The organism is Arthrobacter sp. EM1 (genome assembly GCF_029964055.1).
In the GTDB taxonomy this organism is placed as follows: Bacteria; Actinomycetota; Actinomycetes; order Actinomycetales; family Micrococcaceae; genus Arthrobacter.
Map to the genome: position 1 here is coordinate 3141394 of NZ_CP124836.1, position 22025 is coordinate 3163418.

The following is a 22025-nucleotide window of genomic DNA, read 5'->3' on the forward strand; positions in this document are numbered from 1 at the left end:
AGGCATTTGATATGACTTCCACAATTGACAGCAGCATCCTGGACATCAAGGACACCGCCGAGACCGCCCGTCGGGCGTACGAGCTGGACCGCAAGCACGTTTTCCACTCCTGGTCCGCCCAGGACCTCCTGGACCCCATGGTTATCACGGCAGCTGCGGGATCCCACGTCTGGGACGGTGAGGGCAACAAATATCTGGACTTCTCCTCCCAGCTGGTCAACACCAACATCGGTCACCAGCACCCCGCCGTCGTAGCCGCGATCGCTGCCCAGGCCGCGAAGCTGTGCACCATCGCGCCAAGCTACGTCAACGACGCCCGTTCCGAGGCGGCCCGCCTGATCACTGAGCGGACCCCCGGGGAGCTGAACAAGATCTTCTTCACCAACGGCGGCGCGGATGCCAATGAGCATGCCGTCCGGATGGCCCGGCTCCACACCGGCCGCCACAAGGTGCTCTCCGCCTACCGCTCGTACCATGGCGGCACGCAGCTCGCCGTGAACCTCACCGGAGACCCGCGCCGCTGGGACAGCGACAACGCCAGCACCGGAACCATCCATTTCTTCCCGCCGTACCTGTACCGCACCGCGTTCCACTCCACCACCCAGGAAGAGGAAAGCCAGCGGGCCCTGGAGCATTTGGAGCAACTGGTCAGTTTTGAGGGCCCGTCCACCATCGCGGCGCTGATTCTCGAATCCATTCCGGGAACGGCCGGCATTTACCTGCCTCCGCCCGGCTACCTCCAGGGGGTCCGGGACCTCTGCAACCGATACGGCATCGTCCTGATCTGTGACGAGGTGATGTCAGGTTTCGGCCGGACCGGCAAGTGGTTCGCCATCGAGCACTTCGACGTCGTCCCGGACCTGCTGACCTTCGCCAAGGGAGTGAACTCCGGCTACGTTCCGCTGGGCGGGGTGGCGATCAGCCCCGAAATCGCGGCCACCTTCGGCAAGCGCGTCTACCCCGGCGGCCTGACCTACTCCGGACATCCGCTGGCCACCGCGGCCGCCGTGGCCACCCTCAACGCCATGGAGGACGAAGGGATTGTGCAGCATGCAGCGCTGCTCGGGGAAACCGTGATTGGGCCGGCACTCGCCGGCTTCGCGGAAAACCACCGCTCGGTGGGCGAAGTCCGTGGAACCGGGGTCTTCTGGGCCATCGAGCTGGTCAAGAACCGTGCGACGCGCGAGCCGATGGCTGCCTATGGCGGCTCCAGCCCGGAAATGAACCAGCTGGTGGCCGCCTGCAAGTCCCGCGGCCTCCTGCCGTTCGCGAACTTCAACCGCATCCACGTCGTCCCGCCCTGCAACACCAGCATCGAAGACACAGCGGCCGGACTCGCCATCCTGGACGAGGTCCTGGACATCGCGGACGGCTTCGCGGCCTGACGAAGGGCGGACTTCACCACGAACTGACGATCCACGCAAGGACGCCACGGCCCCGCGGACGAACATCGACCGCTGGGCCGTGGCGTTGTCGCAGACGGTTCAGGCCATCCGAGGTCCGGACGGTGTTCCCTTCCCGAGCGCAGGCTGGCTACATCTGGCTGAATGCTGCCACGGCAGGATCTGCGCCGGCCCGGGCGCCGGACTCCAGCGCCGTGATTTCCGCCAGCTCGGCAGGGTCGAGTTGGAGGGCCACGGCACCGAGGTTTTCCCGCATGCGGGTTGAGTCGGCCGATTTCGGGATGACGATAGTGCCCTGGCTGAGGTGCCAGGACAGCACGATCTGGGCCGGGGTGGCACCGTACGTGTGGGCCAGGGACTTCACCGCGGCGGCATTCAGGTCAGCGCCCTGACCCAGCGGGCTGTACGCCTCCACGGCAATGCCCAGCGCCCGGCTCTTGGCGGCCAGCTCCTGCTGCTGGAAGGTGGGGTGGATTTCGATCTGGTTCACGGCCGGGACAACGTCCGACGCCGACAGGAGGGTGTCCAGGTGGTCGGCCAGGAAGTTGGAGACCCCGATGGCACGGCTCCGGCCGCTGGCGTGGATTTCCTCCAGCGCCTTCCACGCCTCGGTGAACATCCCCTGGGACGGCACCGGCCAGTGGATCAGGTAGAGGTCCACATAGTCCACCGCGAGCGCCTTGCAGCTGTTCTCAAACGCTTCCCGGGCCTGGGCCTGCTCACCGTTACGGAGCTTGGTGGTGATGAAGATTTCCTCGCGCGGAATACCGGACGCGGCGATCGCCGCACCCACGCCGGCCTCGTTCCGGTACGCTGCGGCGGTGTCAATGTGTCGGTAGCCGGCCGCCAGGGCATCCTCGACAATGCGCTGGGTTTCCGCGGGCGGAACCTGGAACACGCCGAAGCCCAGCTGCGGGATGCGCAGGCCGTTGTTGAACGTCACGGTGGGAATGGTGGTTTCGTGTGCGTGGGTCATCATCACTTCTTCCGTTAGGGGATGGGCCTGCACACGATGCTACGCAGGCAGCGAAGTGAAGTCAGCGGATTTTCCACTCCCTGCGATTCCTAGGACTGGGAGTCCTACCTTCGGCGTAGAAAGCCAAGCGCCGGGCACGGCAGAATGGAGCGCATGGGTCAGAGCGCCGAGTTTGGAAAATTCCTGAAAGCCATGCGGTCACGGCTGACGCCGGAGAACGCGGGGCTCGCCTCGGGCTCTGCCGGCAGGCGGGTCCCCGGCCTGCGGCGCGAGGAGATCGCGCGGCTGGCTGACGTTAGCACCGACTACTACACCCGGCTGGAGCAGGGCCGCAACATCCACCCGTCCCGCGCCGTGCTGGATTCCGTGGCCCGGGCGCTGCGCCTGGACCCGAGCGAGCAGGCGCACATGATCGACCTCCTCGAGAACTGCGCGGATACCCAGCGTCCGCCGGCTTCGGCCCAGGGTGTGCGGCCCGCGCTGCGCCAACTCCTGGACGCCGTCGGCAATGTTCCAGCCCTGGTGCTGGGCCGCCGCACCGACGTGTTGGCCGGAAACCCCCTGGCTTTCCTGTTGCTCGCCGATTTCCCTGCCCTGCCGGCGGCGGAGCGGAACCTGACCCGGTGGATCATCCTTGATCCGCTCGCGCGCGAGCTTTTCCGGGACTGGCCCGCGGTCGCATCCGAGGCCGCCGGGTCCCTGCGTGTGGACGTCGGCCGGCATCCCAACGATGCCCAGGCCAACCAGCTCGTCGGCGAACTCGCGGTCCACAGCGAGCAATTCCGCCAGTGGTGGGCCGGGCACCGGGTGGCCAGGGGCTCCGCGGGAAGTGTCCGGCTCCACCACCCCGTCGTCGGGGACCTGGAACTGAATTTCGAAGACCTCTCCCTGCGCGACGACCCGGATCAGGTGCTTCGGCTCTATTCAGCAAAACCAGGATCGCCCTCCGCCGATTCGCTCGCGCTGCTCGGCAGCTTTGGCGCCGGGTCAGCAGCAACAGAGGAAAGTCCGCGATCACAGGAAACCCGGGATGCATCCGGCGCCGCCAACACCGGCTGACCCGCTTGCTGACGCTTGCTAGCCTGAAGCTGTGAAATACGAATCCCTGTGGATCGGCATGCTCCTCGGCGCGGCCCTTGGCTTTGCCATCGGAGTTGCCACCGCCGACAAGCCCTTTACCGGGCTGTTGATCGGCGTTGCCGTCGGGGCGCTGGTGGGCCTTGCTGCCCGAAAGGACCCCACCAAGAGGTAGCTGGAGGCCTCCGCGGCGAAAAAGCCCGATGGCTTGAAACCGGTGGTTCCGCGCTGCCCGTCCGCTTGGCCAACTGGCAAAGTCGGAATACCCTACCTAGCGCGGTGGTTGTGGGGGGAAAGACTGCAGTGCCAACAGACGGACCCGCAGACCTCCGCAGACCCGAAGGACCCTTTATGAGCCCCCAGCTGACTGTCAAACTCCAGCCCGGAACCCCTGCCCCGGACTTCACCCTTCCGGACGCAGCGGGACAGCACGTCTCACTGGCCGACTACCGCGGCAAGAACGTCATTGTGTACTTCTACCCGCAGGCCGCCACGCCGGGCTGCACCACCGAGGCCTGCGACTTCCGTGACAACCTGGCGTCCCTGCAGGGTTCCGGCTATGAGGTGCTCGGCATCTCCCCCGACGCGCCCGAGGCGCTGGCGCACTTCACCGGCGACTTCGCGCTGACCTTCCCGCTGCTGGCCGACGAAGACCACGCCGTGGCGCTGGCCTACGGCGCTTGGGGCGAGAAGCTGGTCGGCGGCGAAGTCACCGACGGGATCGTCCGCTCCACGGTGGTCCTGGACCCCGAGGGCAAGGTCAAGCTGGCGCAGTACCAGGTCAAAGCGCAGGGCCACGTCGCTGCGCTGAGGGACGAGCTGGGCCTCTAAGCTCTCGCGTTGGCCGGGCGCACTGGGTAGGCTCAGTCCAAACAGCGCCGGACAGCGGCCCAACCGAAGGCGGACACCAAGTGGCAACTGGAACCAAGCTGGATCCGTGGGTCCTCAAGACAGCCCCGGGGACCTCCGAGTACACGATGTACCGCGACGAGGAATCTGATCCCCCTGCGCTCGTCTGCCAGGTCGGCTCCACCACACTGAAGTATCACCTCCGGGCCCTCGAAGACCTACCGCTGTGGCTGATGGAGAAAGTCGATTGGGTGCCATTGGGTGCCGCCGATGAGAACAAAGCGGCAGCCGATGGAACTGTCGAGGCCTGGGGGCGGCGCCCGGACAATCCGGTGGGCGGCTGGTACGGGCTGCGGAAGGGATACCGCGGCCGGTTTGGCATGTACTTGCCGCCCTTGCTGGAAGCGTTGGGCTTGGTGGAGCTCACACATAACAAGCGTAATAACTCCGTCCGAGCCATCATCGCCGACGCCTCGGGACCGGCTATTCCAGCCTAGGCGGGCCCGTCCGCGTTTCGGCAGCGCAGCCGGATCGGCGGTAGCAGTGGCTGCCGGGGCAGTAGGCTTAACGGCATGTCTACCCCCGAAGAATCCGGCACCGCAGGCGAACAGCACGTCCCCGAGCGCCGCAGCGTTACTGTCCGCCGGGCGCCCAAGTATGTGCCATTCCTGGTCCTGGGCGGACTTCTGGGCTTCGGCGTGGCCGCCTTCCTCGCCTACGGACTCCCGGGGGATGAAAGCTACGACGCCAGTGCGGTGTTTGGTTTCTTTATGATTCTCTGCGGCGCGGGCGGCATTATTGCCGGCGGCGTCGCGGCCCTCATCCTGGACCGCCTCAGCGTCCGCCGGGCCGAGCGCGCCGTCGTCGAATCCGTTCCGGACGCCGGGGATCCGCAGGGGCCCTGAACGGGCCGCAGGTCATAATCCGGACCCCGCAAACGTCCTCGCGCACAACGTGAGATAATCGACCGGTGGCACGCGGCGATGGAAAACTTTCTCATGACCTTCTCTCTGGCGAAAAGGGCCCCCAAGACGCATGTGGCGTCTTCGGGGTCTGGGCGCCCGGTGAAGAGGTTGCAAAACTCACCTATTACGGGCTGTATGCGCTACAGCACCGCGGTCAGGAGTCGGCTGGCATAGCCACCAGTGACGGCAACCGGATCAGCGTCTATAAGGACATGGGGCTTGTGTCCCAGGTCTTCGACGAGACCACCCTCAACACCCTGACCGGGCACCTGGCCGTCGGCCACTGCCGCTATTCCACGACCGGCGCGAGCCACTGGGCCAACGCGCAGCCCACCTTGGGCGCGACCGCGACCGGCACCGTGGCTCTGGCCCACAACGGCAACCTGACCAACACCGCCGAGCTCAAAGCCATGATCGCGGACCGCAACGCCGGCCAGCTCACCGGTGAAATGAAACAGGGGAACACCTCCGACACGGCCCTCGTCACTGCCTTGTTGGAGGGCGAAGAGGGTAAGTCGCTCGAACAGACCGCCATGGAGCTTCTGCCCAGGATCAAGGGCGGTTTCTGCTTTGTCTTTATGGATGAAGGCACGCTCTACGCGGCCCGCGACACCTATGGAATCCGCCCGCTGGTCCTCGGCCGGCTGGAGCGCGGCTGGGTGGTCGCTTCCGAGCAGTCGGCCCTCGCCACCGTCGGCGCCAGTTTCATCCGCGAAATCGAGCCCGGCGAGTTCATCGCTATTGACGAAGCCGGTGTCCGCTCCGAGCGCTTCGCCGAGGCGACGCCGGCCGGCTGCGTTTTCGAGTACGTCTACCTCGCCCGGCCGGACGCCTCAATTGCAGGCCGTTCCGTGTATGAGTCCCGCGTGGAAATGGGCCGTCAGCTGGCCCGCGAAAACACCCAGGAAGCGGACATCGTCATTCCGGTGCCGGAGTCCGGCACCCCCGCTGCCGTGGGCTACGCCGAGGAATCCGGCATCCCCTTCGCACACGGCTTCGTCAAGAACGCCTACGTGGGCCGGACCTTCATCCAACCCTCACAGACCCTCCGCCAGCTCGGCATCCGGCTCAAACTCAACGCCCTGGAATCCGTGATCCGCGGCAAGCGTGTGGTGGTGGTGGATGACTCGATCGTCCGCGGCAACACCCAACGCGCCATCGTCCGGATGCTCCGCGAAGCCGGTGCCGCGTCCGTCCACGTCAAGATCTCCTCCCCTCCGGTGCAGTGGCCGTGCTTCTACGGCATCGACTTCGCATCCCGGGCTGAGTTGATCGCCAACGGCGCCACCATCGAGGAGATCTGCCAGGCCATCGGCGCCGACTCGCTCGCCTACATCTCCGAAGACGGCATGATTGACGCCACCCGCCAGCCCCGCGAACGCCTGTGCACCGCTTGCTTCACTGGCAAGTACCCGATTGAACTTCCGGGGGCAGACAAGCTGGGCAAGAACCTGCTCGAACGCACCGACCTGGGGGGACTTCCGGCCGCCGGCGCCCCTGCCGGCCCGGCGCCTGCCACCACCGGCCCCACCGCGGTTGCCACCGACGCCGGGTCCGGATTTTCCCCGGACGAGGATCCGGCCGGGAAACCGGGGGCCACCGGCTGCGATCCGGGCCCCGACGCCGAATTCGAAGAACTGCTCACCGATGCCGATCGCATTGATCGTTCCATTGCTGCCGACAAGAAAGAGCCCGTATGACTTCCGCCTCCCCGGCCGCTGAGATGAACGCCGCCCAAAATGCTGTCGGCATCACCTACGCCTCCGCCGGCGTCGACGTCGAAGCGGGCGACCGCGCCGTCGAACTTATGAAGGGCGCCATCAAGGCGACCCATAACTCCTCGGTGGTTGGCGGCGTCGGCGGCTTCGCCGGCCTGTACGACGTCTCGAAGCTGCTCAGCTACAAGCGCCCGCTGCTGGCGACCTCCACCGACGGCGTCGGCACCAAGGTTGCGATCGCGCAGGCCATGGACATCCACGACACCATCGGCTTCGACCTCGTCGGCATGGTGGTCGATGACATCGTGGTGGTGGGTGCCGAGCCGCTTTACATGACCGACTACATCGCCTGCGGCAAGGTTGTCCCGGAACGCATCGCGGACATCGTGCGCGGCATCGCCGCCGCCTGCTCCGTAGCCGGCACCGCCCTGGTGGGCGGCGAAACCGCAGAGCACCCCGGGCTGCTGGGGGAGCACGAGTACGACGTCGCCGGTGCCGCCACAGGTGTTGTTGAAGCCGCCGACCTCCTGGGCCCGGACCGCGTCCGCGCCGGCGACGTCGTGATCGGCATGGCCTCCTCCGGGCTGCACTCGAACGGCTACTCCCTGGTGCGGCGCGTCATCAACCACGCCGGCTGGGCGCTGGACCGCCATGTCTCCGAATTCAGCCGTACCCTGGGCGAGGAACTTCTTGAACCGACCCGCGTCTACGCCGCCGACTGCCTGGACCTGGCCCGCACCTTCCCGGTGAACGGCTCGGCCGCCGGCGCAGCCGTGCACGGCTTCAGCCATGTCACCGGCGGCGGCCTTGCAGCCAATCTGGCCCGCGTGCTGCCGCAGGGGCTGCTGGCCACAGTGGACCGCTCCACCTGGCAGCTCCCGGCCATCTTCCGGCTGGTCGCCGAACTGGGCAACGTCCCGCTGGCCGACCTGGAGCGTACGCTGAACCTTGGTGTGGGAATGGTGGCGATCGTCTCACCGGAGGCGGCCGACGCCGCAGTGAACCGCCTCAACGAACGAGGCCTGCCGTCCTGGGTGATGGGCACCGTCGAGGAAAACTCGGACTCGGTCATCAAAACCGGCCCGGACTACGTACAGGGCGCCAAGGGCGTCGACGGCGGCGCCGTCCGGCTGGTCAACGCTTACGCATAAGCCGCTCCGGGTGCTCCCGCACCGCCGGGTAACCGGCGGTACGGGAGCACCCGTGCTTTTTAAACCTCCAGGACGCTGAAAACGCCGCCCTGCGGATCCGCGAGGGTGGCGATGGTGCCGGCTTCCTCGACCTCGTCCGGTTCGATCAGGACCGTGCCGCCGGCCGCGACGGCCGCCGCAACGGCTTCCGCGACGCTGGACACGCCGAAGTACACCTGCCACCCCGGCTTGAGCGTACCCACGGCGTCCGCCGGGACCCCGGCAACCCCGGCCACTTCCGCGCCGTTGACCATCAGTGTGGTGTATCTGCCGCCGTCGTCCTGCGGATACTCCGTCACGTCGTGCCCAAACAGCTGTTGGAAGAACCCGACGGCGGTCTGCGGCTCGGGCGTCAGCAGTTCGGCCCAGGCCAGGGAACCGGGCTCCCCGCTGAGGGCAGCGCCGATGTGGCTTCCGGCTTGCCAGGCACCGGTGGTGCCGCCTCCGGGCGGGGCGAAAAGGACCAACACTCCGGTGCCGCCCACCGGCTCCGGCCCAAACTCAAGGCTTCCGCCGGCGTGGACCAGACCGGCAGCGAGGTCACCGGCGTCGGAAGACGCAAAGTGCACGTTCCACTGCCCCGGCACCCCGGCGCTCCGCTGCTGCGGATTCTGCGGCGCGATCACTGCCACCAGGTCATCGCCCAGGAAGGCCTGGGCGCAGCTGCGCCCGTCCGGGGCGGGCAGATCGTTGTAGTGCCAGCCGAAGACCGCGGCGTAGAACGCCTTGGCGGACTCAACGTCGCTGCTCTGCAGGTCCGTCCGGCAGATCTCGCCGTCGGTGTACTCCGTATGGGTGGTCATAATTTTCCTTCCGGAACAGAGTGCAGAAAACCCGCCGGTCGCTCCCGTACTGGGGGCGGCCGGCGGGCCTGAAATCGTGTGGTCGGCAATCCGCAATCGGAGGAACATGCCGGAAGGAAGTTTCGACTAACCTATCCGACGGGAATCTACCTCGTCGTCGTCCTCTTCCACATCGTCCGCGTACTTATCCACGTAGGCCGAATAGTCCGGCTCCACTGGCTCAGCCGAGAATCGACTCGGTGCACGAACCTCAGAGCTCTTGAGCTCACGCTGAAGAGCCGTGTAGTCAGTGTTCGGGGAGTAGTACTTGATGTCCCGAGCCTGCTTGGTAGCTTTTGCCTTTTGACGGCCGCGCCCCATGGCGTGACCCCCTTTTTGTACTCGGACCGGAGGTGGTCACCATTGGCGTTAGTGAGGCCCCGGAATGTTTGGTCAATTTGTCGTACACCTAGATTACATGCTTTCAGCGGTAACTGCTCCCCGCGGCAACAGCCGTGGACAGTGTGGCGTGCGCCGCCACCCCTATCGGTCACCCGGCGGCATGCAGCCGGGCCAACATCTTAGATAGAGTTCCGTTGTGGGCTCCCGGAAACGGTCCCCTCCGCCGGACGTCCGGCCCCGGCAAAAACGCACGAAAGTGGTGAATTCTCAGTGACCGAAGAGAACGAAAGGCCCGGGGACGCCGGCACACCCGGGGTTCGCCCGGCCGGTGGATCCGGCGAGCGGCCGGTCCCCCCGAGGCCCTCGTCGCCGCCTACCTCCGGCACACCGGTCGTGCCGCCAGCGGCGCAGCTCCCGCCCCCCGTCCGCCCGTCCGTTCCGCCGGTCAACCGGCCCGACGCCGGGGAAGCCGGCGCGGGTGCCGGGGAAGCCGGCGCGGGCGCCGGGGAAGCCGGCGCGGGCGCGCCTCGAGGGGCCGGGGAAGCCGCGGGAACAGCCGGCGCAACCTTCGCAGGGGCAGGGAAGGCCGCCGCGAGGAACGCCAGGCGGCTTGGCGGGTGGGTTCGCCGGCAGCGTCCGGCCAGGATCGGCGCAGCCGCGGCCGCAGTCGTCCTTGCGGGCGCGCTGATCTGGTGGCTGACGTCGTTGGGCGGCGACACCCAGCAGCCCGCTGCGGATGCCTCTCCCGCCGCCAGCGCCCCGTCGGCGCCGGCAAGCCGTGGGCCGCTCCCGCTGGAGGGTGTCGGCCCGTTGGATTTCCAGCTTGGAGACTGCTTCAAGGATTTCGACCCGGAAGCTCAGACGTCGACGGTCGTCGAGTGCAGCTCCGGCCACTCCGCCCAGCTGGTCGCCGTCGCGCACTACGCTGACGCGGACTCCTACCCGGGACGGGACGCGCTCAAGCAAAAGGCCCTGGACACCTGCAAAACCGCATCGCTGACGCCGAAGGAGTCCGACTATCTGCTCGGCTACAGGCTCGCGTACCCGAGCTCCACGAGCTGGGACAAAGGCGACCGTCGGGTGGACTGCTACGTGGCCGTAGAGTCCGGGAACACCATCATGGAATCGCTGATTCCCTAGCGGCACCCCGGTCCGCCGGAGTTTTGGCCCTCACACAAACTGCCAGCCGGAGAAAGGTCCGGCTGGCAGTTGGTGCTTAAGGCCGCGCTAGACGCGGCGGGGCGCTATTCTTTCCGGCGGACGGAGAGACCGTGGCCGGTGGCGGCTCCGCCGTCGGGCCGGTCCGACGCTTCGGCACCGCCCGTGGTGAGCTGGGTCAGGTCCGGAGCGGTATCCACCAGGACGGTGTCACCGTCCGTGATCTCGCCGGCCAGGATGGCTTTGGCGAGCCGGTCGCCGATTTCGCGCTGAACCAGGCGGCGAAGGGGGCGGGCACCATAGGCCGGGTCGAAGCCGGTCACGGCGAGCCAGGCCCTGGCGCCTTCGGTCACTTCCAGGTTGAGACGGCGGCCCTTGAGCCGTTCGCCGAGTTCCTTGACCTGCAGTTCCACGATCCGGGACAGCTCCTCGACGCTGAGCGGATCGAACAGCACCACCTCGTCGAGCCGGTTCAGGAACTCGGGCTTGAAGGAGGCGTGCACGGTGGCCATCACGGCCTCGCGCTTGGCGTTCGCGTCCAGGGTGGGGTCCACCAGGAACTGGCTGCCCAGGTTGGAGGTCAGGACCAGGATCACGTTGCGGAAGTCCACGGTGCGCCCCTGGCCGTCGGTGAGGCGGCCGTCGTCGAGCACCTGCAGCAGGATGTCGAACACTTCCGGGTGGGCCTTCTCCACCTCATCGAGCAGGAGCACGGAGTAGGGCCGGCGGCGGACGGCCTCGGTCAGCTGGCCGCCTTCCTCGTAGCCGACGTAGCCGGGAGGCGCTCCGACGAGGCGCGCGACGGAATGCTTCTCCGAGTATTCGGACATGTCGATCCGCACCATGGCGCGTTCGTCGTCGAAGAGGAAGTCGGCCAGGGCTTTTGCCAGCTCGGTCTTGCCGACGCCGGTGGGGCCCAGGAACAGGAAGGAACCGGTGGGCCTGTTGGGGTCGCTGATCCCCGCGCGGGCGCGGCGGACGGCGTCGGAGACCGCGGTGACGGCCTTGGCCTGGCCAATCAGCCGCTCGCCCAGGACGTGCTCCATGTCCAGCAGCTTCTGGCTCTCGCCCTGCAACATACGTCCGGCCGGGATGCCCGTCCAGGCGGAGATGACCTCGGCGATGTCATCGGCGGTCACCTCTTCGGCAACCATAAGGTCATGCTTGGCACCACCGCCGGCCACCCGGGCCGACTCGGCTTCGGCGGCTTCGTTGAGTTCGCGCTCCAGGGCGGGAAGTTCACCATAAAGGATCCGGGAAGCGGCTTCGAGGTCGCCTTCGCGCTGGTACTTTTCGGCCGCGGAGCGCAGTTCGTCAATCCGGGCCTTAAGATCGCCGACCCGATTCAGGCCCGCCTTCTCCGCCTCCCAGCGGGCGTTGAGCCCGGCGAGCGTTTCCTTTTTGTCAGCCATGTCCGCCCGGATGGCGGCAAGCCGCTCCACGGACGCGGGATCAGTCTCCTTGGCCAGGGCCAACTCCTCCATGGTCAGGCGGTCCACGGACCGTCGCAGCTGGTCGATCTCCTCCGGGGCGGAATCGATTTCCATCCGCAGCCGGGACGCGGCCTCGTCCACGAGGTCGATCGCCTTGTCCGGCAGCTGCCGCCCGGAGATGTAGCGGTTGGAGAGCGTGGCAGCGGCGACGAGGGCGGAGTCGGCGATGGCGACCTTGTGGTGGGCCTCGTAGCGTTCCTTGAGTCCGCGCAGGATGCCGATGGTGTCTTCCACACTAGGCTCCCCGACGAAGACCTGCTGGAAGCGGCGTTCCAGCGCGGGGTCCTTTTCGATGTTTTCGCGGTACTCGTCCAGCGTGGTCGCGCCGATCAGCCGGAGCTCACCCCGCGCGAGCATGGGCTTGAGCATGTTCCCGGCGTCCATGGAGCTATCCCCGGAGGCGCCGGCGCCCACCACGGTGTGGATCTCGTCAATGAACGTGACGATCTGGCCGTCGGATCCCTTGATCTCCTCCAGGACTGCTTTGAGCCGTTCTTCAAATTCGCCGCGGTACTTGGCGCCGGCCACCATGGAGGCGAGGTCTAAGGCGATCAGGGTCTTGCCGCGCAGGCTTTCGGGGACGTCGCCGGCGACGATCCGCTGGGCGAGACCTTCGACGACGGCGGTCTTGCCGACGCCGGGCTCGCCGATGATGACCGGGTTGTTTTTGGTCCGGCGGCTCAGCACCTGGATGATGCGCCGGATCTCTGCGTCGCGGCCAATGACAGGGTCCAGCTTGCCGGAGCGGGCAATCGCCGTAAGGTCGGTGCCGTACTTCTCCAGCGCCTGGAAGGTGTTTTCGGGGTCGGCACTGTCCACCTTCCGGTCGCCGCGGACACCCGGCAGGGCGGCGAGCAGGGCTTCGTGCGAGGCGCCGGCGTCGCGCATCAGCTTGCCGACGGCGTCACTTCCGGAGGCGAGCCCCAGCAGAAGGTGTTCGGTGGAGACAAAGGAGTCGCCCAGCCGCTCGGCCTCGTTCTGGGCGTTCTTGATTGCCTGCAGCGCGGTGCGGGACAACTGCGGCTGCTGCACCGAACCGCCGGAGGTGGACGGAAGCGCTTTGATGGCGGAGCTGGCCTGGACACTGACCGAATCCGGGTCGGTGCCCGTTGCGCGCAGGAGTGCAACAGCGACGCCCTCGCGCTGGTCCATCAGCGCCTTCAGCAGGTGGGCGGGTTCGAGCTGGGGATTGCCCGCCGTCGAGGCGTTCATGGCGGCTGCCGCAAGAGCCTCCTGGCTCTTGGTGGTGAATTTCGCGTCCAAAGAGAGCTCCTTCCGGGAAAAATGCTGATATTAAAGTTGAGTCTACTCCGCTCAACTTTGTGCGCAGTCCTTTTGGCTCCATGTTTGCCGACGGCGAAACCGCTGTCTAGGGCCAGAGTCCCCCCGGAGCGGCGCACCCCACCCCCTGGGACATGCCCTCTCCAGCGCCGCACCAATGGACATGTTCCCAATATGCCCCCTCTCCGGGCCCAGGGCTGGACATGCCCCCCCCGGGATCGGACGCGGAGATCGGGCATGTCCACTGGCGCACGGGTACGGGCCTGACCCAGGTCGCGGAGTAAAGTTCAGTCCGCAACCCAAGTGTGGACATGTCCCACGGAATGGGCACGCGGGAGTGGACATGTCCCACCTACCGCCGCACCCATGGACATAATGCAACATGACCACAGGCTGGCCAGAGGAGTGGACATGTCCCCCAACGGGGACCCCACCTCGATGATGCGCGCGGGCGCGGCGCTTGCCGCGGCCCTGTTCGCGCCGCCGCCGGACCGGCGTCGTGGTCCGGCAGCGCGAACAGGGCGCCCCCGCAGCGGGACCTAGGCGAGCCGCGCTTCCGTGACCAGCTCGGCGCAACGCTCCCCGATCATCATGGTGGTGATGTTGGGGTTCACCGTGGTCAGTTCCGGCATCACCGAGGCATCGGCCACCCGCAGGCCGGTGACGCCTTTGACCCGAAGCTCCGGATCCAGCGGCGAGAGGACATCGTCCACGGCACCCATCCGGACCGTGCCCGCCGGGTGGTAGACGGTGTTGTGTGTCTTGCGGATGTAGTCGGTGATCTCCGCGTCGCTCTGGATCGCTTCGCCAGGGTAGAGCTCGCGGCCGGCCCACTCCGCCATTTCCGGGCGCGCCACAATCTCGCGGGCCTTGCGGATTCCGGCTACCATCACCCGCATGTCGTGCGGGTCGGTGAAGTAGCGCGGATCCACCCTCGGCTTGTCCCGGTAGTCGCTGCTGCGCAGCTTAACGGTGCCGCGGGACCGTGCATGGGTGACGTTAGGGGTCAGGCAAAAGCCGTTTTCCGTCGTCGGGAATCCCTGGCGCAGGGTGTGCATGTCGAACGGTACGGAGCCGTAGTGGAACATCAGGTCCGGGCGGTCCAGCCCGTCTTCCGTGGCGGCGAAGATCCCGATCTCCCACCACTGGGTGGACGTCTCCGGCATAGGCTGCTTGGCTTCCCACTGGATGACACCTTCCGGGTGGTCCTGCAGATGCTCGCCGACGCCGGGGGAATCCACGCGGACGTCGATGCCGAATTCTGCCAACTGCGCGGCCGGCCCGATCCCGGAGAGCATCAGGAGCTTCGGGGAGTCAATCGCCCCGGCGGAGAGGATCACTTCCGCGCGCGCCGTCAGCGTTTGGGTCTTGCCGAAACTGTTATCCACCACGTCGACGCCGGTGCACCGGTTATCGGCGTCGAAGTTCAGTTTGCGGGCCCGGAGGTCGGTCAGCAGCGTGAAGTTGTTACGTTCCATGATCGGGTGGATATAGGACACCGACGATGATGCGCGGGTGCCGTCGGCTTGCCGGTTGATCTGGAAGAAGTTCGCCCCGTTGATGACTGTTTCGCCGGAGTTGAACCGCACCTGAGGAAGGCCGGACTTTTCGCAGGCCGCCAGCAATGCCCTGCCGCTGGGGTCCGAGGGCGGGACGTTCATCAGGTGCACCGGGCCGCTGTCGCCGTGGTGCTGACCTTCAGCTCCGGCATCCTCGTTGGTTTCGAGCTTTTTGTAGAGCCGGTACGCCATCTCGGCGTTCCAGCCGGCGGCGCCGAACTTCTGCTCCCATTCGTCAATGTCCTCCCGGGGCGCCCAGAACGCGATGCAGGAGTTGTGGCTGGAACAGCCGCCCATCACCTTGGCGCGGGCGTGGCGCATAAAGGAGTTGCCGTTTTCCTGCTCCTCGATGGGGTAGTCCCAGTCGTAGCCGGATTCCAGCAGTTCCATCCAACGGTCCAGCCGGAGGATGACGTCGTTGCCGCGGTCATCCGGCCCGGCCTCCACGAGGGCAACCTGCACCGCGGGGTCCTCGCTGAGGCGCGATGCCACGGCGGCCCCGGCGGAGCCGCCGCCGATCACAAGGTAGTCGAATTCGGTGTTGTTCAGATCCGTCATGTGCTACTTCCCCCCGTTGTGGTCAGCGAACCAGCCGGTGACCTGCGGATCGGTGTTGTGATAGACGTGTTTGGCTTCCTGGTACTCCGCCAGGCCGGTGGGGCCAAGCTCGCGGCCCACGCCGGACTGGCCGAAGCCGCCCCACTCCGCCTGCGGCAGGTAGGGGTGGAAGTCGTTGATCCAGATGGTGCCATGCCTCAGCTTGCGTGCCACCCGCTGGCTCTTTCCGGCATCCTGGGACCAGACCGCGCCGGCGAGTCCGTAGTCGGTGTCGTTGCCAAGCCTGATGGCCTCGGCTTCGCTGCTGAACGTCTCCACGGTGACGACCGGGCCAAAAGCCTCATCGCGCAGCACCGACATCCCGCTGGTGACCTGGTCCAGGATTGTGGGCAGGTAGTAGAAACCCTTGGCAAGGTCGCCCTCGCCCCACTTTCCGCCGCACCGCAGCCGTGCGCCTTCGGCGATGCCCTTGTCCACGTAGGCGGTGACTTTGTCCCGGTGGGCAGCGGAGATCAGCGCCCCGGTTTCAGCCTCGGGGTCGAAGGGTCCGCCGAGGCGGATCTGGCCGGCGCGGCGAACGAGTTCATCCACAAAGCGCTCCGCGATCGATTCTTCAACGATCAGGCGGGCACCGGCGGAGCAGACCTGGCCAGAATGCACAAAAGCGGCGTTCAGGGCGTTGTCCAGCGCTGCGTCGAAATCGGCGTCGGCAAAAATAATGTTCGGGTTCTTGCCGCCGAGTTCGAGCGCTACCTTTTTTACCGTCGCGGCCGCCGAAGCAGCAATGGTCTTGCCTGTTTCCAAACCGCCGGTAAAGGAGACCATGTCCACATCCGGGCTTCCGGTCAGGACCGGTCCGACGACGCCGCCCGCTCCAAGGACCAGGTTCGCGACACCGTTTGGGAGTCCCAGCTCGTCCAGGACGTCCACCATCAGGATGGCGGTGTGCGGCGTTAGTTCGCTCGGCTTGAGGATGAAGCTGCAACCGGCGGCGAGCGCTGGCGCAATCTTCCACGCTGCCTGCAGGAGCGGGTAGTTCCACGGAGCGATCAAGGCGCACACACCCACCGGCTCGTACTCGATCCGGCTGATCACCGAGCTGGTGCCGGCGTCGACTACCCGGCCGGAGTCCTGCCCGGAGAGCTTGCCGAAGTATTCGAAGCAGTTGGCGATGTCGTCGATGTCGATTTCACTTTCCACCAGGCGTTTGCCGGTGTCCAGTGTTTCGGCGCGGGCAAATTCTGCCTTCCGCTCACGCAGCCGGGCGGCGACCCGGAGCAGGAACGACCCGCGCTCCAGCGCCGAGGTACCGGCCCATTCGCCGCCGTCGAACGACTTCCGCGCGGACGCGATCGCCCGGACCGCGTCCGCAGCAGCAGCTTCGGACACAACGCCGACGACTTCGCCGTCCGCCGGGCATCGGATCTCCCGGGTGTCCCCGTCGGCTGCTGCCGTCCACGTACCGTCGATGAATAGCGTTTCCGCGCTCATTTGTTTTCCTCCTGGGGTTCGAAATCGGCTTCCCAATTATCTTTTGCTGCGTGTTCCTCGATCAGGACCGTATTGCCGGGCTCGGCACGGTTTGAATGGAGGAACTGCAGATGTTGCTCGTAGTGGTCCAGCACATCGGTGATGACTTGCTCCTTGGTGTAACCCATCAGGTCGTACCCGTGGCTGCCTTCCAGGGCAAAGACTTCCATCCGGTAGTAGTGGTCGCCGGAGCCGGTGCTGCGGGTGGCGTAGGACGGCGTCTCGTACTGCACCGGGTAGACCTGGTACTTGAAGGCCCGCTCGTCGCCCATAGCAACCGCCAGGTCCACACTGTTGATCCTGATCGTGTCGACCTCCGTCACGGAGACCTCGGCTCCGGCACCCTGGGAGACAAGCTCGGCACTGACTTCGCGCAGGGCCGGGAGGGCCACTGTCTCCACGAAGCGGTTGGCCTGCCGTCGTCCCGGGTAGCTCATGGCCCGGGTCAGCCGCTGGCGCCAGTTCAGACCGTCGCGGTGTTCGACGCCGGCCCGGCCGGCAATCATGCCGGGCAGGCTGGCCCGGAAACTGTCCGTCAGGGATGCTTCCACACGCAGGGCCTTGAACAGCCCCAGCATAATGAACACCAGCAGCAGCGACAGTGGCAGTCCCATAATGATGGTGGCGTTCTGCAACGTGGTCACACCTCCGACCATCAGCATGGCCAGGGTCAGCAGGCCGGTGACAACTGCCCAGAAGACGCGCATCCACTTGGGACCGTCGGAGTCGGCGTCCTTGAGGTGTGAGGTGAAGTTGGACATCACCAGTGCGCCGGAGTCCGCGGAAGTCACATAGAAGAGCAGCCCGGTGAAGGTGGCCACCGCCGCGCTGATAGGCACTGCCGGGAATTCGGCGAGCAGGCTGTAGAAGCCCCGTTCCGGGTTGTTCATCGCGATCTCGCCGAACGCGGCATTACCGCCCATGATGAGGTCCAGGCTGGAGTTTCCGAAGATGGAGATCCACAGCAGAATAAACAGGAACGGCACGGTCATGGTGCCCACCACGAACTGGCGGATCGTGCGCCCGCGCGAGATCCGGGCGAGGAAGAGTCCCACAAACGGCGCCCAGGCGATCCACCAGGCCCAGAAGAACAAGGTCCAGGCGTTCAGCCAGTCCGTGGGGCGGTCGTAGGCGAAGGTATCCAGGGTCATGCCCGGGAAACGGCTGATCACGTCGCCGATGTTCTGCACGATGCCGTCCATCAGGAAACTCGTTTTGCCGGTGACCAGCACAAAGAGCATCAGGCCGACGGCGAGGATCACGTTCAGCTCTGACATCCGTCGGATGCCCTTCTCCACACCGGAAACCACGGATACCGTCGCCATCACCACGGACAGGGCTATCAGGCCGATCTGGACGCCGAGGTTTTCCGGGACACCGAACATAAAGGTGAGGCCGTAGTTGAGCTGGACCACGCCGATCCCCAGCGAGGTCGCGATGCCGAAGATCGTACCCAACAGCGCTGCGATGTCCACTGCATGGCCGATGGGACCCTCGATCTTCTTTCCGAAGATCGGGTACAGGGCTGACCGGATGCTCAGCGGGAGGTTGTGCCGGTAGGCAAAGTAGCCCAGCGCCAAACCCATTAGTGCGTAGAGGGCCCAGCCGGTGATGCCGTAGTGGAACAAGGTCCAGACCAGGGCCTGTCGGGCGGCATCAGCGGTACTGCCTTCACCCGTTGGCGGTGCAAGGTACTGGCTGACCGGCTCGGAGACCGAGAAAAACATCAGGTCGATACCGATCCCGGCGGCAAAGAGCATCGCGGCCCAGGTAAACATTCCGAACTGGGGCTTGGAATGATCAGGCCCCAACTTGGTTTTGCCCACCTTGGACATTGCGATGATCACAACAAACACCACAGCGGCGGTGACGATCAGGAAGTAGTACCACCCCATATTGGTCGATACCCACCCGACCAACGAGCCGATCACGGCTTCGGCGTTGTCCTTGGCAAGGATGGCCCAGAGTGCAATGGCAAGAACGCCAATGGCGGAACCAAAAAATACTGTTTTGTTGACCCGGGTCCGGCGTTCCGGAGGGGTGGCGCTGGCGGCGCCGGGCGGAGGATTTTCAGGAGTCCCGGACAAGTCCGTACTCGGCGGTGCTGGCTGGCTCATTGGGGGGCCCATTTCAGTTTTCACGCTGCGGTGCGGACGCAGATTCCGCAGCTGTTACTGGTACCGGCGGGGCCTTGCTGGCGTGCGAGACCCGGACGGCGTGCGTCCGGCTGGGTGTCTTTTCGAGTTGTGCGCGGCTTTCGACGCTATCAAGTCACCAACACTCTCCCCCAAACAAGTGAGCCCGGTCACTGTCTCATAGCACACTATCCCATCGGCGAATTCTGAGCTCCCCGCGGGCAAGGCGGCCGGGCAGCGGCTCCCGGGCGGGGCGGCGGACGAGACCGGTGAACGTGAGCCAGGGGGCGCCACCGTCGCGCTGTGCGTCCGCTGTCGCGGTGGCCGTTGCGGTGGCGGCCAATCGTGCAGATGACGACGGCGGGGCTGCTGCGGACGCGGCCGGCTCCCCCAAGGAACCGGCCGCGGCGCCGCACTTCACTCCATCAACGATTCTGTCACGAATATGACAAATCTGTCACGCTTCGTGCTTCGCCGTCCGCCGTCGGTATCCTGTGAACCATGGATGAGAACGCGCAAGGCCCGCACGACACCCACCGCCGGCTGTTCCTGGACAAGGCCGATCCGGCCGCCTGGCGCGCGCTCAACGGACTCGGGCTCAAGGCCAAGGAGTCGGCCGACGCGGCTGGACTGGAGCGCGGGCTCATTGAGTTGCTCAACGTCCGCGTCTCACAGATCAATGGCTGCGCTTTTTGCCTCGACCTGCACGTCCGGGATGCCTTGGCCAATGGCGAATCCTCGCAACGCATCGCCGTCCTTCCGGCGTGGCGCGATACCGGGATCTTCAACGACAAAGAACGCGCCGCCCTGGCCCTCGCCGAAACCATTACGAACATTTCCGACGCCGGGACCCGTGAGCAGGCCGGCGCAGCGGCCCGGAAACACCTGTCCGACGATGAATTCGCCGCCGTCAGCTGGCTCGCGATCACGATGAATGCCTTCAACCGCGTCTCCATCGTCAGCGGCCACCCGGTGAGGCCCGCATCCGACTAACGTGCGGTGGCTAAGCCGCCGCGGCCGGCCCGAGCGCGTCCGGCCCGGCCGCGGTTAGACCGGGTAAATCGCGACGGCGGCGGCCTTGATCACAAAGTAGGCCGCGGCCCCCGGGACCAGGCCCAGGTCCGCCGAGGCCGCCGGGGTGATGTCCGCGGCGAGCCCGCCGGCACGGACCCGGATCTGGTCCCCGTGCGGTTCGAGTTCAGTGACCACCACCGGAAACGCGTTTCGCGGGCTGCCGTGCGGTAGCTCCGGAAAGACCGAAACTGCCGACGGGGCGAATGCAGCCACCCCGGCGCTGCCGGCGCCGCGGCCGCCGACACGGCCGGCGTCGTCAGTCCCGCCGTCTTCGGCGTCATCATGTTGGCCTGCGATTTCCAGCCCCTCGGGCGTCCGCAGGCCCGCCGCCGTGATCGTGCCGGCGAGCAGGTTCAGCCCGCTGAGGCCGGCCGCGAAGCTGCTGCGCGGACGCTGGAGCACCGCGCGGGTGGGCCCGTCCTCGCTGACCCTGCCATCCTCCAGGACGATCACGCGGTCCGCGAGGATCAGGGCGTCCAGGACGTCGTGGGTGACGATGATGGCCCGGCGCCCGGCCAGCACACGCTTGAGGAGCCGCCGCAGCAGTGGTGCGGCGTGAATATCCAGGGCCGCCATCGGTTCGTCCATTAACAGCAGCTCCGGCCCGGCCGCCAGCGCCCTGGCCACGGCGACCCGTTGGGCCTGCCCGCCAGAGAGCTGCCCGGGGCGACGGTCGGCGAGCTCGGCGGCCCCCACTTCCTGCAGCCAGTGCCGCGCCGTTCTTCTGGCCTGCCCCGGCGAAGCGCCTGCACTGCGGGGGCCGAAAGCGACGTTGTCCAGGGCACTCAAGTGCGGAAACAGCAGGGCGTCCTGCGCCAGCAGGGCGGTCCCCCGGCGGTGCGGTGCCGTCCAGACCGAGGCCTTGGCGTCGAGGTCAAAAAGTTGCTGCCCGCCGAGGGAGGCGCTGCCAGTATCGGGGCGGAGCAGGCCGGCGATCACGGCCAGCAGCGTGGATTTACCGGCGCCGTTGGGACCGAGAATCGCCACAGTTTCCCCTGCCCCAACGCTGAGCGAGACCTTGAAATCCCGGGCAGCCACCGTTGCCTCAAGCCGGAAGGTCACCGTGCAGTCCCCGCCGGAGTCTGGACGGCGCGGGGACGCCGGTATGAGAGCCCGACGACGATCACGGCCACCGCAACGAGGACCATGGACAGGGCAACGGCGGCGTCGGCGTCGGTTTCCCGCTGCAGGTAGATTTCCAGCGGCAGGGTGCGGGTGACGCCCTGCAGGCTGCCGGCGAACGTCAGGGTGGCACCGAACTCGCCCAGACTTCGGGCGAAGGACAGCACCGCTCCGGAGGCAAGTCCGGGCAGCACCAGCGGCATGGTGACGCGGCGCAGGACGGTACCGGGGCTGGCGCCCAGGGTGGCAGCGACCGCCTCGTACCTGGTTCCGGCGCTGCGCAGTGCACCTTCCAGGCTGACTACCAGGAAGGGCAGCGCCACAAACGTCTGGGCCAGAATCACGGCCGCAGTGGAAAAGGCGATCTGGATCCCGGCGAGCTCCAGGCTCCTTCCCAAAAGACCCTGGCGGCCGAAGGTGTAGAGCAGCGCAATCCCGCCTACCACCGGCGGTAGCACCAAGGGCAGCAGCACAAAGGCGCGGAGGAGGCGCTGGCCGGGAAAATCGCCCCGCGCCAGGACCAGCGCCAGCGGGACACCGAAGACAATGCACAGGGCAGTGCTCGCGGCTGCGGTCCGCAGGCTTAACCCCAGCGCCGTCAGCGATGCCTCGGAGGTAACCAAGGGGATGAACTGAGCCCAGTTAACCCGGGCAGCCATGGCCGCGAGGGGCAAGAGGACCAACAGGGCACCCGCCGCCGCGGCGGCAAAAATCCATGCGGGCATCCCGCTGAAGCCGGACGGCTGCCGCACT

General features: G+C 66.6%; 20 protein-coding genes. 11 read left to right on the forward strand and 9 right to left on the reverse strand.

Going from position 1 to position 22025, the window contains the following annotated elements; genetic code table 11:
- The first annotated feature begins 11 nt into the window (after nt 1-11).
- Nucleotides 12-1385 carry an aspartate aminotransferase family protein gene (locus QI450_RS14520; protein WP_282358844.1) on the forward strand — a complete coding sequence of 458 codons (1374 nt, stop codon included), beginning with the start codon at nt 12-14 and terminating at the stop codon, nt 1383-1385.
- A 148-nt stretch (nt 1386-1533) separates the two neighbouring features.
- On the opposite strand, the gene QI450_RS14525 is transcribed toward QI450_RS14520, so the two are convergent.
- Nucleotides 1534-2379 carry an aldo/keto reductase gene (locus QI450_RS14525; protein ID WP_226775346.1) on the reverse strand — a complete coding sequence of 282 codons (846 nt, stop codon included), beginning with the start codon at nt 2377-2379 and terminating at the stop codon, nt 1534-1536.
- A gap of 153 nt (nt 2380-2532) precedes the next feature.
- Between QI450_RS14525 and QI450_RS14530 the strand changes: the two genes are divergently transcribed.
- From QI450_RS14530 to purM, 7 genes are all read left to right on the forward strand, one after another.
- Nucleotides 2533-3438: a helix-turn-helix transcriptional regulator gene (locus QI450_RS14530; RefSeq protein ID WP_226775345.1), complete on the forward strand. Its 906-nt coding sequence runs from the start codon at nt 2533-2535 to the stop codon at nt 3436-3438.
- Between the two features lie 31 nt (nt 3439-3469).
- Nucleotides 3470-3631, forward strand: a complete 162-nt coding sequence (locus QI450_RS14535) for a glycine zipper domain-containing protein (RefSeq protein ID WP_226775344.1) — start codon at nt 3470-3472, stop codon at nt 3629-3631.
- Nucleotides 3632-3807: 176 nt separating this feature from the next.
- Nucleotides 3808-4287, forward strand: coding sequence for a thioredoxin-dependent thiol peroxidase (bcp, locus tag QI450_RS14540; RefSeq protein ID WP_226775343.1), 480 nt, complete (start codon nt 3808-3810; stop codon nt 4285-4287).
- A gap of 80 nt (nt 4288-4367) precedes the next feature.
- On the forward strand, nt 4368-4802 hold the full coding sequence (locus QI450_RS14545) for a DUF6855 family protein (protein WP_226775342.1): 435 nt from the start codon (nt 4368-4370) through the stop codon (nt 4800-4802).
- A 75-nt stretch (nt 4803-4877) separates the two neighbouring features.
- Complete coding sequence (locus QI450_RS14550) at nt 4878-5210, forward strand: hypothetical protein (protein WP_226775341.1); 333 nt, start codon at nt 4878-4880, stop codon at nt 5208-5210.
- A gap of 65 nt (nt 5211-5275) precedes the next feature.
- Nucleotides 5276-6970: an amidophosphoribosyltransferase gene (purF, locus tag QI450_RS14555; protein WP_226775340.1), complete on the forward strand. Its 1695-nt coding sequence runs from the start codon at nt 5276-5278 to the stop codon at nt 6968-6970.
- Nucleotides 6967-8139: a phosphoribosylformylglycinamidine cyclo-ligase gene (gene purM / locus QI450_RS14560; RefSeq protein WP_226775339.1), complete on the forward strand. Its 1173-nt coding sequence runs from the start codon at nt 6967-6969 to the stop codon at nt 8137-8139. Before purF ends, purM begins: the two co-directional genes overlap by 4 nt.
- A gap of 59 nt (nt 8140-8198) precedes the next feature.
- Here the strand turns inward: purM and QI450_RS14565 are convergent, their stop codons facing one another.
- Together QI450_RS14565 and QI450_RS14570 are read right to left on the reverse strand one after the other, a co-directional pair.
- Nucleotides 8199-8981, reverse strand: coding sequence for a VOC family protein (locus tag QI450_RS14565; RefSeq protein WP_226775338.1), 783 nt, complete (start codon nt 8979-8981; stop codon nt 8199-8201).
- A gap of 126 nt (nt 8982-9107) precedes the next feature.
- Nucleotides 9108-9341, reverse strand: coding sequence for a DUF3073 domain-containing protein (locus QI450_RS14570; protein WP_226775337.1), 234 nt, complete (start codon nt 9339-9341; stop codon nt 9108-9110).
- Nucleotides 9342-9632: 291 nt separating this feature from the next.
- Here QI450_RS14570 and QI450_RS14575 point away from each other — a divergent pair, with 291 nt between their 5' ends.
- Nucleotides 9633-10502 (forward strand): septum formation family protein, encoded by an 870-nt coding sequence (locus QI450_RS14575; RefSeq protein ID WP_226775336.1) that lies wholly within the window; start codon nt 9633-9635, stop codon nt 10500-10502.
- Between the two features lie 104 nt (nt 10503-10606).
- On the opposite strand, the gene clpB is transcribed toward QI450_RS14575, so the two are convergent.
- Nucleotides 10607-13276: an ATP-dependent chaperone ClpB gene (gene clpB, locus QI450_RS14580; protein WP_226775335.1), complete on the reverse strand. Its 2670-nt coding sequence runs from the start codon at nt 13274-13276 to the stop codon at nt 10607-10609.
- Nucleotides 13277-13705: 429 nt separating this feature from the next.
- Between clpB and QI450_RS14585 the strand changes: the two genes are divergently transcribed.
- Nucleotides 13706-13837, forward strand: a complete 132-nt coding sequence (locus QI450_RS14585; RefSeq protein ID WP_256446904.1) for a hypothetical protein — start codon at nt 13706-13708, stop codon at nt 13835-13837.
- Here QI450_RS14585 and QI450_RS14590 read toward each other — a convergent pair.
- From QI450_RS14590 to betT, 3 genes are read right to left on the reverse strand one after another with little or no spacing between them, the layout of a single operon-like run.
- Nucleotides 13834-15411 (reverse strand): GMC oxidoreductase, encoded by a 1578-nt coding sequence (locus QI450_RS14590; RefSeq protein WP_226775334.1) that lies wholly within the window; start codon nt 15409-15411, stop codon nt 13834-13836. The two genes, QI450_RS14585 and QI450_RS14590, sit on opposite strands and share 4 nt — an antisense overlap.
- A gap of 3 nt (nt 15412-15414) precedes the next feature.
- On the reverse strand, nt 15415-16902 hold the full coding sequence (locus tag QI450_RS14595; protein ID WP_226775333.1) for an aldehyde dehydrogenase family protein: 1488 nt from the start codon (nt 16900-16902) through the stop codon (nt 15415-15417).
- The gene (gene betT / locus QI450_RS14600; RefSeq protein WP_226775332.1) at nt 16899-19058 is read right to left on the reverse strand and encodes a choline BCCT transporter BetT; all 2160 of its coding nucleotides are present in this window, start codon (nt 19056-19058) and stop codon (nt 16899-16901) included. Before betT ends, QI450_RS14595 begins: the two co-directional genes overlap by 4 nt.
- A gap of 519 nt (nt 19059-19577) precedes the next feature.
- On the opposite strand from betT, the gene QI450_RS14605 reads away from it, so the two are divergent.
- Nucleotides 19578-20069: a carboxymuconolactone decarboxylase family protein gene (locus tag QI450_RS14605; RefSeq protein WP_226775331.1), complete on the forward strand. Its 492-nt coding sequence runs from the start codon at nt 19578-19580 to the stop codon at nt 20067-20069.
- Between the two features lie 54 nt (nt 20070-20123).
- On the opposite strand, the gene QI450_RS14610 is transcribed toward QI450_RS14605, so the two are convergent.
- Complete coding sequence (locus tag QI450_RS14610; RefSeq protein ID WP_226775330.1) at nt 20124-21212, reverse strand: ATP-binding cassette domain-containing protein; 1089 nt, start codon at nt 21210-21212, stop codon at nt 20124-20126.
- Nucleotides 21209-21997: an ABC transporter permease gene (locus QI450_RS14615; protein WP_226775329.1), complete on the reverse strand. Its 789-nt coding sequence runs from the start codon at nt 21995-21997 to the stop codon at nt 21209-21211. The genes QI450_RS14610 and QI450_RS14615 overlap by 4 nt, the downstream gene beginning before the upstream one ends.
- Between the last annotated feature and the right edge of the window lie 28 nt (nt 21998-22025).